The 4,678-nt window shown below is 67.5% G+C and carries 5 protein-coding genes; 4 read left to right on the top strand and 1 reads right to left on the bottom strand.

The features are described 5' to 3' along the window. The 4 genes from AC1DS3_RS35800 to pdxR form a co-directional block, all read left to right on the top strand. Window positions 1-408 (top strand): NAD(P)/FAD-dependent oxidoreductase (locus AC1DS3_RS35800; RefSeq protein ID WP_477129060.1); only part of this gene is annotated, 408 nt, incomplete at its 5' end. Window positions 409-535: 127 nt separating this feature from the next. After that, window positions 536-1,792, top strand: coding sequence for a SorA family sulfite dehydrogenase catalytic subunit (gene sorA, locus AC1DS3_RS35795; RefSeq protein ID WP_441634033.1), 1,257 nt, complete (start codon window positions 536-538; stop codon window positions 1,790-1,792). An 11-nt stretch (window positions 1,793-1,803) separates the two neighbouring features. After that, window positions 1,804-2,463 carry a SorB family sulfite dehydrogenase c-type cytochrome subunit gene (gene sorB / locus AC1DS3_RS35790; RefSeq protein ID WP_441634035.1) on the top strand — a complete coding sequence of 220 codons (660 nt, stop codon included), beginning with the start codon at window positions 1,804-1,806 and terminating at the stop codon, window positions 2,461-2,463. A 136-nt stretch (window positions 2,464-2,599) separates the two neighbouring features. Further along, a complete protein-coding gene (gene pdxR, locus AC1DS3_RS35785; RefSeq protein ID WP_441634037.1) occupies window positions 2,600-4,114 on the top strand; it encodes a MocR-like pyridoxine biosynthesis transcription factor PdxR in 1,515 nt (504 codons plus the stop codon). Window positions 4,115-4,160: 46 nt separating this feature from the next. On the opposite strand, the gene AC1DS3_RS35780 is transcribed toward pdxR, so the two are convergent. Further along, window positions 4,161-4,466: an NIPSNAP family protein gene (locus AC1DS3_RS35780; protein ID WP_441634039.1), complete on the bottom strand. Its 306-nt coding sequence runs from the start codon at window positions 4,464-4,466 to the stop codon at window positions 4,161-4,163. Window positions 4,467-4,678 lie beyond the last annotated feature (212 nt).

Below are 4,678 nucleotides of genomic sequence, written 5' to 3'. Positions count from 1 at the left end.
GTGCATCCCTCCAGCCCGGTGCTGAGCTGGGAGACGCGCGGCGGCGTGCATTACCTCAAGACGCCTGGCGGCATCGTGCGCGCCCGCGCGGTGGGCGTGGCCACCGGCGGCTATACCTCGCCGAGCCTGCACGCGCAGCTCAAGAACCGGCTATTCCCGATCCTGTCGAACTCCATCGTCACGCGAGTGTTGACGCCCACGGAGCGCGAGGCGTGCAATTTCCGCACGACGCAGGTCATCACCGATACCCGCATCCTGCGGCACTACTACCGCCTGATGCCGGACGGCCGCCTGCAGATCGGCAGCCGCAGCGCCATCACCGGCAACGATGCGCCGCAGCATAAGTACAAGGACAAGCTCATTGCCGACCTGCACCGCAAGTTCCCTGCGCTCGAAGGTATCACATGAAGGATGAGGTGATCTGAACCTGGAAGGTTGAAGGTTGAAGGTTGAAGGTTGAAGATAAAAGGTTGAAGGTTGATAAAAGCGGAGTCCCCCAAGAACCGCTATCCCCACTAAAGACGAGGAGCCAGGCATGGGCCGAGGCCATCAATCCGTACCCCCGCAGCCAGGCCGCCGCGGCGTGCTGCGCTCGCTCGGCGCACTCGGCGCCGGCGCCGCGCTGACCCACCCGGCGCTGCAAGCGCTGGCGGCCACCGCCGCCAATGCGCGCATCGAGATGCCGTTCGAGAACGGCGAGCGCGAACTGGTGGCCTTCCCCCAGAAGCGCCCGCTGATCCTGCTGACCAGCCGGCCGCCACAGCTGGAGACCCCGTTTGGCGTGTTCAACGAGGGCCCGATCACGCCCAACGATGCCTTCTTCGTGCGTTACCACTGGAGCGGCATCCCCACCAGCATCGATCCGCAAACCTACCGGCTGCGCGTGGGCGGCAAGGTCAACGCCCCGCTGGAACTCTCTCTGGACGAGATCAAGCGCCTGGCCACCCCGGTGGACCTGGTGGCGGTCAACCAGTGCTCGGGCAACAGCCGGGGCTTTTTCTCGCCRCGCGCCAACGGCGGGCAACTCGGCAACGGCGCCATGGGCAATGCGCGCTGGACCGGCGTGCCCCTGAAAGCCCTGCTGGATAAGGCCGGCGTGCAGGCCGGCGCMATGCAGGTGAGCTTTGACGGCATGGACCGCCCGCCGCTGGAAGGCGGCCCGGACTTCGTCAAGGCACTGGCCATCGACCACGCGCTCGACGGCGAGGTCATGCTCGCCTGGGCCATGAACGGCGCGGACCTGCCCATGCTCAACGGCTATCCGCTGCGCCTGATCGTGCCAGGCTACTACGGCACCTACTGGGTCAAGCACCTGGCCGATATCCAGGTGCTGGACAAGCCGTTCGACGGCTTCTGGATGAACGCGGCTTATCGCATCCCCGACAATCCCTGCGCCTGCGTGGCGCCCGGCACGGCGCCCGCGCGCACGGTGCCGATCAACCGCTTCAACGTGCGCTCTTTCATCACCAGCGTGGCCGATGGCGCCAGGGTGCAGGCCGGCCGCCAGACCGTGCTGCGCGGCATCGCCTTCGACGGCGGCCATGGCATTGACGAGGTGGCCCTGTCGACGGACGGCGGGCGCACCTGGCGCGCCGCGCAACTGGGCAAGGACCTGGGCCGCTACTCCTTCCGCGAATGGACGGCGGCGTTTACGCCGCCAAGGAAGGGCGAGTACGAACTGAAGGTGCGCGCCAGCAACCGCATCGGCCAGAGCCAGCCGCTCACCGCGCTATGGAACCCCGCCGGCTATATGCGCAACGTGGTGGAAACCACGCGCGTGGTGGCAGCATGAAGGAGGCCGCCATGCAACTCGCCAAGCCCTTGCGCCGCCATGGCGCGATACTCGCCCTTGCCCTGTGCGCCGCCGGCATGGCGAGCGCCGCGCTGGCACTGGAAATCACGCTGCCGCCGGAGACCGCGCGCTACACGCCGAGCGACCTGCCCGGCTATCGCCTGGTGCAGCAAAACTGCATGGCCTGCCACTCCGCGCAGTACGTGCTGACGCAACCGCCATCGTCGCCGCGCAGCTACTGGGAGGCGACGGTCAGGAAGATGAAGAAGCCCTTCGGCGCGCCGTTCGCGGATGAAGACATCCCCGCCATGGTCGACTACCTGACCAAGACCTATGGCGCGGAGCGCACGGCCTACGCTGGCGCGCCCGCCGCGCAAGGCAGCGCACCGGTGCCGGCCGCCCCTGCCACGATCGCCGGCAACCATGATCCCCAAGCCTTGCTCACGTCCAATGGCTGCACCGCCTGCCACGCTGTCGACAAGAAGGTGGTGGGACCCGCGTTCAAGGAGGTCGCGGCAAAGTACGCGAACCAGCCGGGCGCCGCGGCGCTGGTGGCGCAGAACATCCGCGCGGGCGGCGCGGGCAAGTGGGGGCAAGTGCCAATGCCGGCCTATGCCGCGCTCTCCAAGGAAGACCTGCAAAGCCTGGCGGGGTGGATCCTCGGCCGCTGAGAAGCCGTGGCGCCGGACTGCGGGCAACCCGCATTTCCCCGGCGCGCGGCTTCGCCCATAATCTGCCGCACACGACAACGGCCCGGCATACGCTCACCAAGGCGTCCACGGCATTGGCCACAGCAACGGGAGCGGCATGGCAAGCGTAGGCAAGGCAAACACTTTCTGGAACCGGCTGCTGCAGCTTTCCTCCGATTCCGGCGTCAGCCTGCAGGCGCAGTTGCGCCAGCAGCTGGTGTCGGCCATTCTCGCCCGGCAGCTGCCGGAAGGCAGCGCCCTGCCCTCCAGCCGCGAACTGGCGGTCACGCTGGGCATCGCCCGCAACACGGTGATCCTGGCTTTCCAGCAACTGGTCGAGGAACGCTTCCTGGAGACCAAGCCGCGGCGCGGCTACTTCGTGGTGGAACAGTTGCCCAGCGCCGCCAGGCCTGGCTCGGCGCAGGCCCGGGCCATCGGCGCGGCCATCCCCGAGGACACAGGCGAAGGCCGCCCGGACTGGGACGCGCGGCTGCCGGACATGACCGGCAAACGTGCAATCGTCAAGCCCAACGAGTGGCAAAACTATCCCTACCCCTTCATCTACGGCCAGTTCGACCCCGCGCTGTTTCCCACCGCCGACTGGCGCGAATGCTCGCGCATGGCGCTGGCCGTGCTGGAGATCCGCGGCTGGGCGTCGGACCTGATCGACCGCGACGATCCGCTGCTGATCGAGCAGTTGCAAAAGCACATCCTGCCGCGCCGGGGCGTGTGGGCCAACCCTGACGAGATCATGGTCACCATGGGCGCGCAAAACGCGCTCTACCTGCTGGCCGACCTGCTGATGCAAGGCGCGCGGGTCGGGCTGGAAGAGCCGGGCTATAACGATGCGCGCCACATCTTCGGCATGCGCGCGGGCGAGGTGGTGCCGCTGGCGGTGGACGAGTCCGGCTTGTGCCCCGACGACGCGCTGGCCCAGTGCGACTACGCCTTCATCACGCCCAGCTACCAGTGCCCCACCACGGTCACCATGCCGCTGGAGCGGCGCGAGACGCTGCTGCGCGAAGCCCGCCGCCACGACGTGGTGCTGATCGAGGACGACTACGACACCGAGAACCCCGCACTGACCCAGCCCATCCCCGCGCTGAAAAGCCTGGACCGCGATGGCCGCGTGATCTACGTGGGCAGCCTGTCCAAATCCTTCGTACCCGGCATCCGGCTCGGCTACATCGTCGCCCCCGCCGCCGTGATCCGCCAGGCGCGCGCGCTGCGCCGCTTCATGCTGCGCCACCCCCCCGCCAACAACCAGCGCGCCACGGCGCTGTTCATCTCGCTGGGCCACCACGACGCGCTGCTGCGGCGCGTGGCGCCCATCTTCCAGCGCCGCGCCGAGATCCTGCGCGACATGCTGGCGCGCCACCTGCCGCAGGCGCGCGCGCGCAACTCGCCCGGCGCGTCCTCGTTCTGGGTGGAAGGCCCGCCCGGGCTCGACGCCCGCAAGCTGGCCGCGATCGCGCTCACGCACGGCGTCATCATCGAGCCGGGGGATGTGTTCTTTTCTACCGATGCGCCGTCGCCGCACTTCCGCATGGGCTATACGGCCATTGCAGAAGAGCGGATCGAGGAAGGGGTGAAGCTGCTGGGACAGTTGATCGGGCAGGCGATGGTGCGGTGACCGCGCGCATCGCGGCGGCGCACACGATGCGTTGGCTTGCTCCGCCTTACTCGAACACCGGCCGGAAGAAACTACGCTCGTAGCTGACGATGCATTGCGTTTCCTGCGCGTAGCGGAACGCCGCCTGGCACTCCGGATCGTCGAAGGACTGGTTGCGATACGCCTCGTACAGCGCAAGGCTGGGGAAGGAGAACAAGGCCAGCGCCACGTTGTTGGCGCCTTCCGACGGCAGGAAGTAGCCATGATGCTGGCCGCCGAATTTCTCGACCAGCGGAATCCACAGCTTGCCGTAGTGCTCGAATTCCTTGAGCTTGTTGGGGTCGACGATATAGCGCAGGTAGCAGGTAATCATGGTGGCGTGGTTGTCCTGGGTTGGTTTTGCCTTGACGATGCGGCCTTCTCTTTCTTTTTCTCTTTCTCTGTCTCTGTCTCTTGCCTTAGCCGCCCGCCGCGCCGCCGCCAAACCCGATGACTTCCGACGCCAGTGCCCGGATCGGCCGGCCGAAGCTGGTGATGGCCGGCAGTGTGGCGTTGTGGTGGCGCCGGATCAGCTCGGCGCTGGCG

Source organism: Cupriavidus sp. 01L46 (genome assembly GCF_056399905.1).
The sequence above is the reverse complement of the archived record's forward strand: the minus strand, read 5'-3'. Positions and strand labels throughout refer to the sequence as shown.